Origin of the sequence: Candidatus Galacturonatibacter soehngenii (assembly GCF_008830185.1) — a bacterium.
Classification (GTDB): Bacteria; Bacillota; Clostridia; order Lachnospirales; family Lachnospiraceae; genus Lachnotalea; species Lachnotalea soehngenii.
In genome coordinates this window covers 139,458-153,877 of the sequence record NZ_WAGX01000007.1, presented here as the reverse complement: position 1 = coordinate 153,877, position 14,420 = coordinate 139,458, and the positions used below count along the sequence as shown (strand labels likewise).

The window sequence follows — 14,420 nt, the reverse complement described above, 5'->3', positions numbered from 1 at the left end:
ATATGCAACAGTTGCACATGTAACTATTATATAGCATTATATTTTAATGTCAATACCAGTAGATTTTCAAAGCAATCGATATTACTTGAATATTTTTACTACCCGTAATTTTTTCAGAGTAAACACTAAAAACAAAGGACAGTCTGTTATTTTTAAGTTATTTTTTTCTTTTACCTTATTTTTTATGTTATTTTTCCTTTTTATTTATTTAATATAATGAATTTGATAGAATATGTTAAAAGAGGAGGCATCATTATGGATGAAATCGATTTATCAATTTTAAATGTACTAAAAAGGAATGCAAGATCATCTGCATCTCAAATCAGCAATCTTGTAGGACTATCTATTCCAGCAGTAACAGAACGAATCAAAAAGCTAGAACAAGCTGAAATCATTCAGCAGTATACCATTAAAATAAACAGGCAAAAAACCAACCAACGTTTATTGGCTTTTATATTTGTAAACATTGATAAAAATGAAAATATTGATCATTTTAGGAAGCAAATTATAAAAAATAGTTGTGTCTTAGAATGCCATCATGTTGCAGGTGAATATGACTACCTTCTAAAAGTGGTTGTCGAAGATACTAAAGCGCTCGAATCTTTCTTATCAAACAACTTAAAAAAGATAAAAGGAGTAGACAGTTCCAATACTATTATTAGCCTAATTACGCTAAAAGAAGAAATAAATATATAGGAGGAAAAACATTATGATATTAAAAGGTCTTAGATTTGGCATGCTATTGCAATTAGCCATTGGCCCAGTCTGTCTGTTGGTATTTCGTACCTCCTCCTTGGTTGGAGTGTTATCCTCTGCTACTCTTATTTTAGCAATCGCATTAGTGGATACCTGTTATATTGGATTGTCTTGGTTTGGAATTTCTTCGATTCTAAGCAAACCACAGGTAAAGTTCTTTGTTTTGATGATTGGATGCTTTGTATTAATTTTATTTGGGCTACAAACCATACTAGATGTATTTCATTTTTCTATCCTACCAAGCTTTAGCCAAAACATTGTTCTATCAAATAAGAATCTTTTTATACAGGGTATCTTACTTACAGCATCAAACCCTCTTACAATTGTATTTTGGAGCGGAATCTTTTCAACTAAAATGTTGGAAAATAACTGGAGTAAAAATCAGCTCTTTTTCTTTGCTATAGGCTGTGTTATGTCAACCATTTTGTTTTTATCGTTTGTATCTTTCTTAGGAAGCGTGGTTGGAAAATTTTTTCCAGAGATGATTATTTCGCTATTAAATGTAGTGATTGGATTATTCTTGATTTTTTATGCAGTGCATAAACTAATCAAGCAATATTAAACATAAGTTTTGAAGTATTTTGATTCTATGCTGATTAAAAAAAAGCAAATAACTATTTGTATCATAGTTACTTGCTTTTTTAATTTAGTAAACTAACCGTTTATTTCCATTAATTCCAGTATACAACAACCTTTTTTGATGACTCATCCACATATGTCATATAACGGATTGAATTTTCAAACTGAGCTCTTGACATATAGATTAATTTGGAGGTGTCCCATGGATTAATGACTACTACCATATCATTGTCTACCCATCTAATCGAATAGGAGTGACCACCATTTCCTATAATTCCTTTACTATCATCTGCTATCTCGAAATCACAAGCTGCCATTGCTCCTTGTCCAGATGCAAATTTAGCTGCCATTGCATTCATTATATTTCTTTTTGATGTAGAACCATAATACGTATTTTGCTTAAATCCTGTCATAGTCGTAAACACATCACTAGCAAAACAGCCATTATATACATTCATTGCTTTTTGAAGCCCTGCCTCAATTATTCTTGCATCTAGATCTCCAGTAATGGGTGCACTCGCTGCCTCTCTTTTGGATATGGTCTGTTTTCCTGCACCAAAGTTAAGAGTATAGCTTCCGTTGGAATTAACCGTTATCATTTTCTTTAACAGTCCTTTTCCATAAACACTGTTGTCTAATGCTTGTATTGCAGAAACTGCGCCACAATCATCTGCATTTCCTTGATAAAACGTGCTTAACTCCCCATCAAGCTCCGTCGCTGGATAAGCTGTTGCAGCAAAAGCTGACATTGGTGTAAACAGCATACTAGCTGATAATCCTAAAGATAGGATCGGTAACATAAATTTTGACTTTAGTTCTTTGAATTTTTGCATTTTTTATCCTCCTGTAATTTACTTATATCCCCATAGTCTACTTTTAGTTAGACTACTTTTATAGTCTAGCATATTTTGTCTATACATTTCAACTATATTTTTTATTATTCATTTTATTTTTATGTTTTTTTTAGAATTGCTTTAATTCTAACTTTTCCTACAAATCCTTCATAAGCGGCTTCCAATCTAAAGTCACTGCTTTCTGGTAATCTGTATTTTTCATTTATTGACTTATCGGTTTCAAATGTATATAATACACGCCTATCAGAATCTGTCAATTGTAAGTGCCACTCCCCCTGACTCACATTAGAATCAAATGTTACTTCCATTTGCTCTCCCTCATTTCCCTTAAAGGTTATTACAGAGTTCCCAGACTCTAATTCTTTTGTATTTATAGTAATTGTGCCAACTCGTTTTTCCGACTTATAATTTACTATTAGATAGACCATAATGCAAAATAGGAATAAGAATAGAATTATATGTAATTTTTTTATCATCTTAAGATCCTTTCTGATTTATGAATAAATAATTTTTCAAAGTTTCTAGCAAATTACTGCTTAAAAGCATTATACTCAGTATCTCTACTATAATTCAAGACATTTTATATACTTTTTATAGCTTTCTCTTAAATATAATAGAATTTTACCCCTACAACATTTTAAAACCTATTGCTATTCATGCTTTAAAACTATCTATTCATGCACCTTTCTAAATATTTTTAAATAAAAAACGATATTAATAATGACACAATTGATAAAAAGTCTATATTATTGAGGAAATTAAAATGATAAATACGATAACAAACAATTACATTTCTTTAAAACGCAGTCTATACAACGGAAAAAAACATCAAATCAATACTAAAAAATCTATTAGCACACTACTTGGTACTGACACCTTGGAAGTTCGCAATGACAAGTTAAGTTTTTATAACCTAAATAAATCTTCTGCACAAATATTATTAGACGCAATTAACTTCTATGAAGGCTGCGTCAGTGCAGTCACTTCAGGAGAAAAATACTTTACCTTTGGAAATGGAGGGCAAGGTCAGGTTATTCCCTTTGGTGCATTGTCTTTGATGAATACAAAATCATTTCAACCGCTATATGCCGTGAATAATAACATTAATCTTTCTTCAAAAAGCTATTACTCCTATCAAGCAATTGACGGAAATAGCTATACATGTGCATTTAACGGGAAAACAATTTCTAGAGCTTTTACAGAATCTATCATTGGTAATGATAAAGATAATGTTTCAGCTGAATGCAGAGGAAGTACGGTAACGACCATGTCGGTATTAAGCACTTTAATATCTGGCAAGGCAGATTTTCATATGTTTCGTAGAGAAAGTGTAAAAGCAAGCCTTAAAAATTTAGGAATTGAACCAGGAGAGTTTAGTATCACTGTCGATGGGAAGGCAAAAACCTTTTATCTGGGAGAAAATGGAAAAGTATTTACACAGGAAAGTGCGTTAAGTATCGTAACCATGTATAACACCAATACCTGGCTAAATAGTAAACAAGTCGGCGATAAGATTACTGTATTTGGCAATGATTATAAAATTGATGAAACTGGTCATATAAAGGTTCCAACAGAAGGCTTTTGGAAAAATGAAACCTGTAGTTTAAACAAATAGCACCTTTATATTACTTCTATTTTTTTCATGAAGGTCACAATTGAAATATAAATTTAATTATGATAATCTGTTAAAAAAAGGGGTAATTTGGTAATGAGGGCACTGGAAATAGCAATATGTGATGATAATGTTCAAGTAATAAAGAAAGTATCAGAGATTAGCAAAAAATATCTATTTGAAAAAGAAATAAATTGCAATATTACTGAATTTCAAAATGGATATAATCTTTTAAAATCAAAAAAAAAATATGATATTATCTTTTTAGACGTAGAAATGCCTCAAATTGATGGTTTTGAAGTAGCTACGATTCTTAGAAATAAAGATGAAAAAGCAGAAATAATATATTTAACTAATCATGAGGAGTTTGCTCGTGAAGCGTATAAAATCAGAGCACTACGTTATATTTTAAAGTCGTGTATGAACGAAGAATTAGTAGAAGGTTTGGAGGCAGCAATATCAGAACTTTCGAAAAACAAAATTGTTATGCTAGACAACGGAGTAAAATGCATGGCAGTAGACATAACCGATATATTTTTTATTGAGGCATTAGGTGACGAGACGAATATTTATATAAAGAATAAAAATGAAATATTTCGAAGAAGTTTAAAATATTGGGAGGAGTACTTTGATGATCTGCTTTTTCGCTGTCATAGGTCATTTTTGGTAAATTTTGCTTCTGTTATTGAAATAAACGGTACTTTTTTTATATTAAAAAATGGGATAAAAATTCCTATCTCAATCAGAAAGCTTCCCAAAGCAAAGGAAGCGTTTAGAAAATATATAAAGGAACATGCACGAATTTTTTGAAAGGATTAAAAACCATGATAATTATAATCTTAAATTATTTAACAGACATATGTAAGTTATCAATTTTAATTTTTGGTATTTTTCGAATTCATTCTTCAAAAAAAAATCGCACTGCATTTTTTATAATCTCTTTTTGTATATTATTTTTATTATTATTTCGAAGTCGATTGTCCCCTGAACTTATAACATATATAAGTGTAATAATGGCAATCACCACAGTCTATATTATGACAGGTAAATGGAATAAAATTTTTATTGTACTCGCATGTTATTTGCTCATTTCATTTATGGATTTACTATCAGGAGGTATAGTTGCATTACTTTCAAAAAGAAGTATTGATGAGATATTAAAACATCCTATATTAGACCAACTTTGTAATTTTCCCAGTTTAATATTTCTATTTATCTTACTTCTTGTATTGTTAAAAATTAGAGGAAACGATAATACTTTGGTAAAAGTAAACTACAACTTAATTGGTGTTATGACTATAGGGATTATAGGTGCTTTATTATATATAGCCCCTATTCAGGTAATGGCAATCAAATCAAATGAATCCATGTATAAACTTCCGTTAATTTTAGGGGTGACATCAAGTGGAGGCGTCCTATTGTTTGTCTACATGGCTTTAATCATGATGTATCATAAAAACCGCTATTATAAAGAAAACCTTAAAATTTCTGAGGAATTATTAATATCTCAGCAAAATTATTTTAGGACTCTTCTAAAAAATGGTGAAGACACCAAAAAATTTCGACATGATATCACTCATCATATCAATTGCTTAATCGAATTACAAAAAGCAAATAAGTATGAGGAATTAAAAGATTATTTATTACATATGGGTAATCAAACCCAAAAATTTAAAACAAATGTGGATACTGGAAATGATATTATTAATATAATTTTAGATGATATTCTTTCAATCTATTCTAAATACGATATAAAAATAAAATGGAAAGGCTACTTTCCTGAAGAAACACGATTTAGTAACATGGATATTTGTATTTTATTTTCAAATTTACTTAAAAACTCCATTGAATCTGAAATAAAATGGCGCAATCAATTTATAAATAATGCACCTACAACAGAAACCAAAATAAATGTATGTATAAAAAATGTGAATAAAGCATTATTTATTAAATTAACTAATAATACAATCGAACCCATAAAATCAAACAAATGGAACGTTATACCTACTACCAAATCCAATAAACATGAGCATGGCTTTGGAACAAAAAATATTAATGCTATCGTTAAAAAATATGGTGGAACACTAACTTATACTTGTGAACAGAACCTATTTGTTACTGAAATTTTATTTGAAAATATTATCAAAGTGTAATAGCAATATAGATTTCATACAACGCTCTTACACTTTGATGGAACTTATGAATTATTGACCTTAGACGATATCTCGTTTATTAAATATAATACTTCCTATGCTTAGAAATATAATCATATAAATAATTAAAACAAAACTATACGTTAAATAACCTGGCACACTGGATAAATCAGAGGCTTTGTATACCAAATACTGAAAAGGTAAGTATTTTGATATTGCATAATCTTTTAAATACGTATTTATATTTGATGAAAATACAATAAATAAAACTCCTATTATTATACTAAATTTCCCATTACGAGATATTAAATTTAAGCTTTGTGTAAAAAAAGTAAAGAAAACAATCTTCATAAATAAAACATAGAAAGACCCTATAAGAACAGGAAGTAAAGATACTTTTACTATTTCATTTGATATTATTTGTAGCTTTGTAGTTGTGTTTATGGAGCCGTAAAAAATACTTCCAAATATAAAGGTCACAAGTGCAAACAAAAAAACACCACATAATGCCTGTAATAATGTATAAATATATTTTTCTATAAGTTTTTCATATCTAGACGTTCCAGTGGATACCAAATTTTTCCATGTTCCACATTCAAATTCACAGGAAATAGTTTTTCCTCCAATGATAACCATAATTATCACTACAAATACGGAAGCTATAAGTACATTTTGTGAATGAGTCCAGACACTTATATTTCCATACGGTATATTATTCTCCAAAGAGTATTCTATAATCTGAATTTCATTTTTAGCATTCTCAATTAGTACTAAATCAATGTTATCATATGTATCAAATTCTTTTGTATCTTTTAGATACTCTTCATCAAATGACTTTGTACTTTGGGCCTCTTGTCTCCAATCTGCCGATGTGGTAGGAGCATTTAAAAAAAAGTACATAACATTAATGGCTAAAAAAATACCAATTACTAATATAATGTTTTTTAAAGTCCATGTTTTGCGGTATTCATCTGTTAAGCTTTTCATTATTTTCTCCCCTTTACTAATTGATTATACTTTTCTTCGTATCCGCCATCCTTTAAGTCATTATGAGAAACTACAGCTAAAATCTCACCCTTTTTAATAAAAGCTGCTCTGTCACATATCTTATCAAGTTCACTTAAAACATGGCTTGATATTAATATTGTCAATTTTTCTTCTCTAGACAATTTGCGAATCAATTCTCTAATTTGAGCAACGCCTTCTACATCTAGTCCATTTAATGGTTCATCTAAAATTAATAATTCTGGGTTATTTAACAGTGCCATAGCAATCCCCAATCGCTGTTTCATTCCTAGAGAATACTTTGCTGTCTTCATATAAATAGCATCTTCTAAACCACTTATCTGAATGATTTTATCCAATTGTTCCTTGTTATTTTTCTGAGTTTGAGCTACTATTTTTAAATTTTCGTAACCATTAAGCCATCCGTAAGATGCTGGGTTTTCAATTAATATTCCCACCTTCCCACCTGTAAAAACTCTATTTTGTTTAGATTCATTCCCATCAAGTATTACTGTTCCTTGTGTAATATCACTTAATCCACTTAAAATTTTCATAAGTGTAGTTTTTCCAGCACCATTTGGTCCAATCAATCCAAAAATTTCTCCTTTCAAAATTTCTAAATTGACATTCTGTAGTATTTCAATATTTTTTATTGTTTTTGTTAAATTTTCTATTTTAAGATAATTCATTATTAACCCCTATATATAACTTTATTTGTTTTTTCTTATATACTTTAAAAGTATAAAACTTTTAATAATATTTATATATAATAAAAAAACATAAATTAATTATAGCTTAATCATTGATTTTTTTTCAAAAACACTGATTAACGTCGTTATTTTTATGATAAACGTTGTTTTTTGAAATAGAAAATGTAATTCGATACTCCATTTTTTGGCTATCTTTATATCCAAATCTAAAATGTTTTTTTTGCTTCCTATGTAAATATAAACATATTGTCATAACAAAAAACAGCAATACTATTTGCTAATGCAAACAAATAGTATTGCTGTTTCTTTCATACAAAGGCCTATTCTCTTATTCTTTAACTACACAAATTTATAAACTGTAGTAGTCTTATAGTTCTCGCCCGCTTTTAAAATCGGACTTTCAAAATTCTCTTGATGAATTGCATCAGGAAAATACTGCGTTTCTAAACAAAGACCACTTCTCTTTTGATACACAACACCATCTTTGCAAACATCACCATCTCCATTGATAAAATTACCTGCATAAAGCTGTACGCCTGGTAAATCTGTATATACTTCCATTTTTCTTCCAGACTTAGGATCTTCTACCGTTGCGATTAATTCTTGTTCTTTTCCTCTCTTATCAAGAGCATAATTGTGATCATAACCACCTGTGAATTTAAGTTGTTCATAGTCTGCATCAATTTCATCTGCAACCGCTTTTTTAGAAGTAAAGTCCATTGGAGTTCCTTTTACCTCCCAAAGCTCTCCACTTGGAATTGCCGCGCTGTCCACAACTGGAACGAATTTTGATGCTTTTATCCACAAAATATGGTCTAGAATGGAATTGCTTGTATGTCCCGCCAAGTTAAAATAGCTATGATTCGTCATATTTGCTATGGTATCCTTATCACTTACACCTTCATAACCAATCGATACTGCATTATCACTTGTTAACTTATAGGTAACAGACACCTTGAACTCTCCAGGGAATCCCTGGTCTTTATCTGGACTAATCAAGGAAAAGACTACTTCGTTTTCTTCTTCGTTAACTGTAAAATCCCAAACTCTTTTATTATAACCATCAAAGCCTGCGTGTAAATTGTTTTCACCCTCATTTTTATCAAGCTGGTAAGTCACACCATTTATTTCAAAACTAGCACCTGCAATTCGATTTCCGTTACGTCCAATCGTTGCACCAAAGTAGCCTGGATTCTTTAAATAGCCTTCTAAATTATCATAGCCAAGTACTACATCAGCAAATTCATTATTTTTGTCTGGCACAAAAAGCTTCGTCATGATTGCGCCATAATTGATTAAATGAACTTTCATACCTCTTTCATTTTGTAAAATAAATTCTGTGATTTGATCCCCTTCCAGTGTCTTTCCATAGCTTTTTTGTAAAATACTCATTGTAATTACCCTCCCGTATTGAAATACAGAAATAGAACGCTCCTTTGTAAAAGGACCCGTTCTACTTCTCATTCTTTATTTTATTATAAAATTTCTTTTACTGTCTTCACTACATTTTCAACTGTAAAACCAAATTTCTTGAATAATACGTCTGCTGGTGCACTTGCTCCAAAGCCTTTCATGGTTACATAGGCTCCGTCAAGACCAACATATTTGCCCCATCCAAAGTCACTAAGAGCTTCTACTGCAACTCTCTTTCTAACTGCCTTTGGTAATACGGACTCTTTGTATTCTTCTGACTGTTGTTCGAATACATCCATACATGGCATACTAACCACTCGTACATCGATTCCTTCTTTTGCTAATGCTTCTTTTGCTTCAATGGAAAGTGATACTTCTGAACCACTTGCCATAAGGATTGCATCTGGTACTTCTTTTGTTGCATCTGCTATTACATATCCACCCTTTAATGCTTCTTTGCTAGAACCTGCAAGTTGAGGTAAGTTCTGTCTAGTAAGTGCCAAAGCGGTTGGTGTCTTTTTATTTGAAATTGCATAATACCAAGCTGCTGCTGTTTCCGTTGCATCTGCTGGTCTAAATGTACTAAAGTTTGGTAACGCACGAAGCATTGCCAATTGTTCAATTGGTTCATGAGTTGGTCCATCTTCGCCAACGCCGATGCTGTCATGTGTTAATACATAAGTCAATGGAAGCCCCATAAGAGCAGATAATCTTGCCATTGGTTTTACGTAATCACTGAATACAAAGAATGTAGCTACGTATGCTTGTAAGCCACCATGAAGCATCAAACCATTTCCAATTGCAGCCATAGCAAGTTCTCTAACACCAAAATGTAAGTTTCTTCCTGCATAGTTATCCTTAGAAAAATCACCAGCATCCTTCATGTTCGTCTTGTTGGATGGTGCTAAATCTGCAGAACCTCCAATGAAGTTAGGTAATTTATCCTTAATGCGATTAATCATTACTCCAGAAAGATTACGAGTCGCATCTGCTTTCTCATCATATTTCCAGAAATCTTCATCATCAATCAATGCATCTGCCGCATTTTCATCATGATACTGATCCCATAATTGTTTCATTTCAGGATATTTTTTTGCATAAGCATCAAATAACTGATTCCATTCCTCTTCTACTTTTGCGTTCGCCTCAGCAATTGCTTTGTAGTTGTCATATACATCTTGAGGTACATAGAAAGCGTCTTGCTTTTCCCATCCTAAAAATTCCTTTAAAGCAGCTACGTTGTCTGCACCAAGTGGTTCACCATGTGCACTTGCTTTGCCCATTTTTGCAGGACATCCATATCCAATCTGTGTTTTAACCGTAATCATAGTAGGTCTAGTTGTATCAGCTTTAGCTTCTTCAATGGCTTTCCCGATTTCTTCCAAGTTGTTTCCATCTTCTACTACTAATGTTTGGAAGCCAAATGCTTCAAATCTCTTTTTTACATCCTCTGTAAAAGCGATATCTGTACTTCCTTCAATGGATATATTATTGGAATCATATAATACGATAAGCTTTGAAAGTCCTAAAGTTCCTGCTAAAGAAAATGCTTCTGAAGAAATCCCCTCCATCATACAGCCGTCTCCACCAAGTACATACGTATAGTGGTCAACTACTTTCATATCTTCTTTATTAAATACCGAGGCCAAATGAGCTTCACCCATAGCCATACCAACTGCCATAGCCATACCCGCTCCAAGTGGGCCTGTTGTTGCTTCCACACCAACTGTGTGACCATATTCTGGATGTCCAGGAGTTAAGGACCCATCTTGTCTGAAATTAGCAAGGTCATCAATGGATAAATCCCCATATCCAAACAAATGTAACAATGAGTAAAGTAGGGTAGAACCATGTCCACCTGAAAGTATAAATCTATCTCGATTCGCCCATTTAGGGTTCTTTGGGTTGTGCTTCATATGCTTTGCCCAAAGTTCATAAGCCATAGCGGCTGAACCAAGTGGCAACCCTGGATGTCCTGAATTTGCTTTCTGTACTGCATCTGCCGCTAACACTCTTATGGCATTAACCGATTTCGTATCAATATTTCCCATTTTGTTCCTCCTAATTCATAAAAGCATTTAGAAAGTGTACTACCTTTCCATAGAATAAAATTTTCTATAAAAAAGATAATACACTTTTTAGATATACTGTTTTTCACATTTCGGCTTATTATAACATAAGTTATCATCTAGGAAAACAAGTAATTCTTATTCACCAAAAACTTTTTTATAATCTGCCTGGAATTTTTCAATTCCCTGATCCGTTAGCGGATGTTTCGTCATCTGCTCTAGTGTTGCATATGGAACAGTAGCAATGTCGGCTCCTGCTAAAGCGCAGTCAATGACATGAATTGGATTACGTACACTTGCTGCAATGATTTCTGTCTCTAAACCATGAATAGAAAAGATATCTGCAATGCTACGAATAAGATCGATTCCAGGCATAGAAATATCATCTAGACGTCCAAGGAATGGAGAAACATAAGTAGCGCCTGCTCTTGCTGCTAACAATGCTTGTGCCGCACTAAAGATTAAGGTTACATTCGTCTTAATTCCTTCACTGCTAAGAACCTTAGTAGCCTTTAACCCTTCTACTGTCATTGGGATTTTAACAACCATGTTTGGATGAATTTTAGCAATTTCTCTTCCTTCTTGAATCATACCCTCAGCATCAAGAGTCGTTGCCTTTACTTCACCACTGATTGGTCCATCTACAATTGCAGCAATTTCAGCAATTACTTCTTCAAATACTCTTCCCTCTTTTGCAATCAAAGATGGATTCGTTGTTACTCCGCAGATAATTCCCATGTCATTTGCTTTTTGAATATCTTCTACTTTTGCCGTGTCAATAAAAAATTTCATATACCTTGTCCTCTCTCTTTCTAACAATGTTAAACATACTACGTTCTTTTTAGCTTACCACTAAGAAATAGCCGCGTCTACTACAATGCTAACCATTTTTATAGCACTATTTTATTATAAATTTAACTTAATTTTGTCCATAATACGCATTTGCGCCATGTTTTCTTAGATAATGTTTATCTAACAATACTTGTGGTGCTGGTAATACTTCTGGATTCAAACGTTCCGTTCGACTTGCCATTTTTGCTACTTCCTCTAATACAACGGCATTATGCACTGCCTCTTTGGCATCTTTTCCCCATGTAAACGGACCATGATTGCTACAAAGTACTCCTGGTATGCTCATTGGATCGATTCCTTTAAACGTTTCAATGATTACAAGTCCTGTGTTTTTTTCATATGCTCCATTTATTTCCTCTTCAGTTAAGCCTCTTGCACAAGGAATTGCTCCATAAAAGTAATCTGCATGAGTGGTGCCATAGCAAGGAATCGCCCTTGTTGCTTGTGCCCATGAGGTCGCCCAAGGAGAATGTGTATGCACAATTCCTCCGACTTTTTCAAATGCCTTGTAAAGCTCAAGATGTGTTGCTGTATCAGAGGATGGTTTATACTTTCCTTCTACCACATTACCTTCCAAATCCACTACTACCATATCCTCAGGCTTTAAATCCTCATATTCTACACCACTTGGTTTTATAACAAACAAACCTTTTTCTCTATCAATCCCACTTACATTTCCCCATGTATAGGTGATAAGTCCTCGTTTTGGCAATTCCATGTTTGCCTCATAGACCATATCTTTTAAGTCTTTTAACATAAACGCATCCTTTCTAACCTTACCTTTTGTGTCAACCTTATAGGTTCTTTACTGCTGCTCTCTCTATTTCTAATCCTTTTACATAACGCTTCATAAAGATATCAAACCCTTTTGCATCTTCCTCATCTGGTTCAACTTCTTCAAATGCACTATTGGCAAATACGTGTTTGCTTAAATAATCTGCAAGTGTTTCTTCATTTCTATTACTCATAAAGGCTGCAAGCAAGGCAATACCCCAAGCTCCACCTTCACCTGCTGTTTCCATAACCGATACTGGTACACCTGTTGCTGCAGCAAGTATTTTTTGTCCAACACCTTTTGTTTTAAACAAACCACCATGCCCTAATATTTTTTCTACCTTTACCTTTTCTTCTTTCATAAGAAGATCAAGCCCTATCTTCATAGCCCCAAGTGACGTATATAGATGTACTCTCATAAAGTTAGCAAGATTAAAGTTACTATCAGGTGTTCTAACAAACAAAGGTCTTCCTTCAGTAAATCCAGTCATATGCTCTCCTGAATGATAGCAATACGACAAAAGACCTCCACAATCCTTATCTCCTTCTAATGCTTTCCTATAAAGAGTTCCATATAACTCATTGTTATCTACGGTTACTCCAAATGCCTCCAGGGATTGCTTAAAAAGCTTAATCCACTCATTTAAGTCTGTCGTACAATTATTAGAATGAGCCATGGCAACCAAATCTCCTGCTGGCGTCGTCACCATATCGAGCTCTTCATGAAGCTTTGAAAGTTCCTTCTCTAAAACAATCATTGCAAATACAGAGGTTCCAGCCGATACATTTCCAGTTCTTTTTGCTACCGTATTGGTTGCCACCATTCCAGTTCCTGCATCACCTTCTGGTGGACACAGACTAATTTCGGCTTCAAGATTCCCTGTTTCATCTAAAAGCTTAGCACCTTCTTTGGTCAATTTTCCAGCCTTTTCGCCTGCTACCAAAATATTAGGCAGAATTGTCTTAAGACTAAAAGAATATCCTTTGCCTTTGATTAATGTGTCAAACTGCTCTAACATTTTTGCATGATAATCTTTTGTTTCCATATCAATTGGAAACATACCAGAGGCGTCTCCAATTCCAAGTACTTTTTCCCCTGTTAGCTTCCAGTGTACATAACCTGCAAGTGTGGTAAAAAATGTTATATCCTTAACATGCTCTTCTTGATTCAAAATTGCTTGATATAGATGGGCTATACTCCACCTTTGTGGAATATTATATTGGAATAAATCAGTAAGCTCTTTTGCCGCTACTCCTGTAATATTATTTCTCCAAGTTCGAAATGGCACCAAAAGTTTATCCTGTTTATCAAATGCCAAGTATCCATGCATCATGGCACTGATACCAATACCTGCTAACTTGGTGATGTTTACCTCATACTTGGCAGCTACATCTTTCTTTAGGTCTGCATAACAAGTCTTAAGTCCTATCCAGATATCTTCTTCATCATAAGTCCAGACTCCATCTACTAGCTTATTTTCCCATTCATAACTTCCGCTTCCAATCGGGTTATGTTCTTCGTCAATTAAAACCGCCTTAATGCGCGTTGAACCAAATTCAATTCCAAGCGCTGCTTTTCCCTCTTTGATACATTCGATTGCCTTTGCTTTTTTCTCCATATCATACCTCTGCTTATTTATTTG

At 33.0% G+C, this 14,420-nt stretch carries 14 protein-coding genes; 5 read left to right on the top strand and 9 right to left on the bottom strand.

The features are described 5' to 3' along the window. The first annotated feature begins 255 nt into the window (after nucleotides 1-255). Together F7O84_RS15460 and F7O84_RS15455 are read left to right on the top strand one after the other, a co-directional pair. Nucleotides 256-696 (top strand): Lrp/AsnC family transcriptional regulator, encoded by a 441-nt coding sequence (locus F7O84_RS15460; RefSeq protein WP_151147305.1) that lies wholly within the window; start codon nucleotides 256-258, stop codon nucleotides 694-696. A 13-nt stretch (nucleotides 697-709) separates the two neighbouring features. Next, complete coding sequence (locus tag F7O84_RS15455) at nucleotides 710-1,318, top strand: LysE family translocator (protein ID WP_151147302.1); 609 nt, start codon at nucleotides 710-712, stop codon at nucleotides 1,316-1,318. A 109-nt stretch (nucleotides 1,319-1,427) separates the two neighbouring features. On the opposite strand, the gene F7O84_RS15450 is transcribed toward F7O84_RS15455, so the two are convergent. Both F7O84_RS15450 and F7O84_RS15445 read right to left on the bottom strand, forming a co-directional pair. After that, nucleotides 1,428-2,168, bottom strand: coding sequence for a hypothetical protein (locus F7O84_RS15450; protein ID WP_151147299.1), 741 nt, complete (start codon nucleotides 2,166-2,168; stop codon nucleotides 1,428-1,430). A 119-nt stretch (nucleotides 2,169-2,287) separates the two neighbouring features. Further along, nucleotides 2,288-2,497, bottom strand: coding sequence for a hypothetical protein (locus F7O84_RS15445; protein WP_151147296.1), 210 nt, complete (start codon nucleotides 2,495-2,497; stop codon nucleotides 2,288-2,290). A 455-nt stretch (nucleotides 2,498-2,952) separates the two neighbouring features. Between F7O84_RS15445 and F7O84_RS15440 the strand changes: the two genes are divergently transcribed. The 3 genes from F7O84_RS15440 (at nucleotide 2,953) to F7O84_RS15430 (ending at nucleotide 5,954) form a co-directional block, all read left to right on the top strand. Beyond that, entirely contained in the window at nucleotides 2,953-3,804 is an 852-nt protein-coding gene (locus F7O84_RS15440) for a hypothetical protein (RefSeq protein ID WP_151147293.1), read from the top strand. A 93-nt stretch (nucleotides 3,805-3,897) separates the two neighbouring features. Then, nucleotides 3,898-4,611: a LytR/AlgR family response regulator transcription factor gene (locus F7O84_RS15435; RefSeq protein WP_151147291.1), complete on the top strand. Its 714-nt coding sequence runs from the start codon at nucleotides 3,898-3,900 to the stop codon at nucleotides 4,609-4,611. Nucleotides 4,612-4,898: 287 nt separating this feature from the next. Next, nucleotides 4,899-5,954: a GHKL domain-containing protein gene (locus F7O84_RS15430; RefSeq protein WP_192451788.1), complete on the top strand. Its 1,056-nt coding sequence runs from the start codon at nucleotides 4,899-4,901 to the stop codon at nucleotides 5,952-5,954. Nucleotides 5,955-6,014: 60 nt separating this feature from the next. Here the strand turns inward: F7O84_RS15430 and F7O84_RS15425 are convergent, their stop codons facing one another. From F7O84_RS15425 to F7O84_RS15395, 7 genes are all read right to left on the bottom strand, one after another. Then, a complete protein-coding gene (locus F7O84_RS15425) occupies nucleotides 6,015-6,941 on the bottom strand; it encodes an ABC-2 family transporter permease (protein ID WP_151147287.1) in 927 nt (308 codons plus the stop codon). After that, the gene (locus F7O84_RS15420) at nucleotides 6,941-7,648 is read right to left on the bottom strand and encodes an ABC transporter ATP-binding protein (protein ID WP_151147284.1); all 708 of its coding nucleotides are present in this window, start codon (nucleotides 7,646-7,648) and stop codon (nucleotides 6,941-6,943) included. Before F7O84_RS15420 ends, F7O84_RS15425 begins: the two co-directional genes overlap by 1 nt. Before the next feature lie 360 nt (nucleotides 7,649-8,008). Beyond that, entirely contained in the window at nucleotides 8,009-9,061 is a 1,053-nt protein-coding gene (locus tag F7O84_RS15415; RefSeq protein WP_151147282.1) for an aldose epimerase family protein, read from the bottom strand. Between the two features lie 83 nt (nucleotides 9,062-9,144). Continuing rightward, nucleotides 9,145-11,133 carry a transketolase gene (tkt, locus tag F7O84_RS15410; protein ID WP_151147280.1) on the bottom strand — a complete coding sequence of 663 codons (1,989 nt, stop codon included), beginning with the start codon at nucleotides 11,131-11,133 and terminating at the stop codon, nucleotides 9,145-9,147. A gap of 156 nt (nucleotides 11,134-11,289) precedes the next feature. Next, a complete protein-coding gene (gene fsa, locus F7O84_RS15405; RefSeq protein ID WP_151147278.1) occupies nucleotides 11,290-11,943 on the bottom strand; it encodes a fructose-6-phosphate aldolase in 654 nt (217 codons plus the stop codon). 127 nt (nucleotides 11,944-12,070) lie between these two features. Beyond that, on the bottom strand, nucleotides 12,071-12,760 hold the full coding sequence (gene araD, locus F7O84_RS15400) for an L-ribulose-5-phosphate 4-epimerase (protein WP_151147276.1): 690 nt from the start codon (nucleotides 12,758-12,760) through the stop codon (nucleotides 12,071-12,073). Between the two features lie 37 nt (nucleotides 12,761-12,797). Further along, entirely contained in the window at nucleotides 12,798-14,396 is a 1,599-nt protein-coding gene (locus F7O84_RS15395) for a xylulokinase (protein ID WP_151147273.1), read from the bottom strand. Nucleotides 14,397-14,420: the final 24 nt, after the last annotated feature.

Bases quoted from the DNA above. Each gene is read 5' to 3' on its own strand.
- F7O84_RS15425 (WP_151147287.1), bottom strand. From the start codon at position 6,941: ATGAAAAGCTTAACAGATGAATACCGCAAAACATGGACTTTAAAAAAC.
- araD (WP_151147276.1), bottom strand. From the start codon at position 12,760: ATGTTAAAAGACTTAAAAGATATGGTCTATGAGGCAAACATGGAATTG.
- F7O84_RS15445 (WP_151147296.1), bottom strand. From the start codon at position 2,497: ATGGAAGTAACATTTGATTCTAATGTGAGTCAGGGGGAGTGGCACTTA.
- F7O84_RS15395 (WP_151147273.1), bottom strand. From the start codon at position 14,396: ATGGAGAAAAAAGCAAAGGCAATCGAATGTATCAAAGAGGGAAAAGCA.
- F7O84_RS15450 (WP_151147299.1), bottom strand. From the start codon at position 2,168: ATGCAAAAATTCAAAGAACTAAAGTCAAAATTTATGTTACCGATCCTA.
- F7O84_RS15440 (WP_151147293.1), top strand. From the start codon at position 2,953: ATGATAAATACGATAACAAACAATTACATTTCTTTAAAACGCAGTCTA.
- F7O84_RS15415 (WP_151147282.1), bottom strand. From the start codon at position 9,061: ATGAGTATTTTACAAAAAAGCTATGGAAAGACACTGGAAGGGGATCAA.
- F7O84_RS15435 (WP_151147291.1), top strand. From the start codon at position 3,898: ATGAGGGCACTGGAAATAGCAATATGTGATGATAATGTTCAAGTAATA.
- F7O84_RS15430 (WP_192451788.1), top strand. From the start codon at position 4,899: ATGGATTTACTATCAGGAGGTATAGTTGCATTACTTTCAAAAAGAAGT.
- tkt (WP_151147280.1), bottom strand. From the start codon at position 11,133: ATGGGAAATATTGATACGAAATCGGTTAATGCCATAAGAGTGTTAGCG.
- F7O84_RS15460 (WP_151147305.1), top strand. From the start codon at position 256: ATGGATGAAATCGATTTATCAATTTTAAATGTACTAAAAAGGAATGCA.
- fsa (WP_151147278.1), bottom strand. From the start codon at position 11,943: ATGAAATTTTTTATTGACACGGCAAAAGTAGAAGATATTCAAAAAGCA.
- F7O84_RS15420 (WP_151147284.1), bottom strand. From the start codon at position 7,648: ATGAATTATCTTAAAATAGAAAATTTAACAAAAACAATAAAAAATATT.
- F7O84_RS15455 (WP_151147302.1), top strand. From the start codon at position 710: ATGATATTAAAAGGTCTTAGATTTGGCATGCTATTGCAATTAGCCATT.